The 1,343-nt window shown below is 65.9% G+C and carries 3 protein-coding genes; all 3 read right to left on the bottom strand.

Going from position 1 to position 1,343, the window contains the following annotated elements; all coding sequences use genetic code 11:
• Nucleotides 1-439 (bottom strand): nitrilase-related carbon-nitrogen hydrolase (locus FJ980_RS32060; RefSeq protein WP_281406359.1); only part of this gene is annotated, 439 nt, incomplete at its 3' end.
• 10 nt (nucleotides 440-449) lie between these two features.
• Nucleotides 450-719, bottom strand: a complete 270-nt coding sequence (gene grxC, locus FJ980_RS32055; protein WP_140500918.1) for a glutaredoxin 3 — start codon at nucleotides 717-719, stop codon at nucleotides 450-452.
• A 27-nt stretch (nucleotides 720-746) separates the two neighbouring features.
• On the bottom strand, nucleotides 747-1,343 hold a 597-nt coding region (locus FJ980_RS32050), incomplete at its 5' end, for a ComF family protein (RefSeq protein ID WP_140547496.1).

The raw sequence follows: 1,343 nt of genomic DNA, 5'->3' as shown, positions 1-1,343 counted from the left end.
CGCCTTCGATGGTCGTGACGACCGCCTCCGTGCCGGGCTCGTAGGTCGCGGATTCGCGCCAGCTCTCGCCATTGTCGAGATCGACGTCGAACATATGGATCTTGTCATAGGAGGCGAGCGTGGCGCCGTCCGGACCGAACAGCAGCGCCCGGTTGGCGAGCTTGCCGTCGGCGCGCAGGATGGCGGTCGAGCCGATATGCAGGTGGACGCCAAGTTCGCGGGCCAGTCGGCGGGCGGTCCCGACGATGATGTCCTTGTCCTCTGAGGTGAAAGACGCGGCCTTCTTGTCACGCACCAGCGCTCCGGTCATTTCCGGTGTCTGGATGTAGCTCGCCCCCTGGCCGGCTGCCTCGCGCACCAGCCGCTCGAGCTCGATTGCGTTGCGCTCCGGCCTCTCCCCCGAACGCATCTGGATCGCGGCCGCCTTGAAAACACCCATCGTCATATCCTCAATTCGTCGAGCCATTGGCGAGCAACTTGTCCAGTCGGCCTTGCGCCTCCAGCTCGTGGAGGTCGTCGCAGCCGCCGACATGCGTGTCGCCGACGAAAATCTGCGGAAAGGTTGTGCGGCCATGGGCGCGCGAAATCATCTCCTGGCGCAGTTCCGGTGAAAACGACGCGTCATGCTCCGTATAGGCGATGCCCTTGCGCTCGAGCAGCCGCTTGGCGGCCGTGCAGTAGCCGCACATCATGCGTGTATAGATGGTGACGTCGACCATGACGAATTTCCACTGTTTGTTGCCGACTTATATAGTCGTGGACTCGTCGGCCCGAAAGTCCCCCGGCAGCACGCGTGCGAAGGTCAGCACGTCGACGGCGCCGGCCCCTGCTTTTTTCAGCGCCTTGCTGGCGGCGCGAACCGTGGCGCCCGTGGTGTAGACGTCGTCGATCAAAAGCACGCGGCGGCCGGCGATCTCGATTTCCGCTTCAGCAGGCACGCGAAAGGCGGCCCGCACATTCTCCTCGCGGTCCTTGCGCTCCAGCCCGACCTGCTGGCGCGTGAGCTTGACACGCCGCATGGCCGAGGGTGCGAAAGACAGGCCGCTGAGCTCGCAGACCGCCCTCGCCAATTCCGCCGACTGGTTGAACCGCCGCCTGAAGAAGCGGCGCCAGTGCAGCGGCACCGGCACCACCACATCCGCCTCGGCAATGAGGTCAGCTCCCGCGCGCAGCATCCAGCGCGCCATCCACGGCGCCAGGTCGGTGCGATCCTGGTACTTCAGCCCCTGCACCATCTGGCGGGCGACGCCGGAATAGGCGACGGCCGCCCGCGCCCGCTCGAAGGGCGGCGGATCGGCGATCGCCTCGGCGCAAAGAAACCCCTCGCCCATGTCGTGGGTGAA

This window comes from Mesorhizobium sp. B1-1-5, assembly GCF_006443065.1.
Classification (GTDB): Bacteria; Pseudomonadota; Alphaproteobacteria; order Rhizobiales; family Rhizobiaceae; genus Mesorhizobium.
The sequence above is the reverse complement of the archived record's forward strand: the minus strand, read 5'-3'. Positions and strand labels throughout refer to the sequence as shown.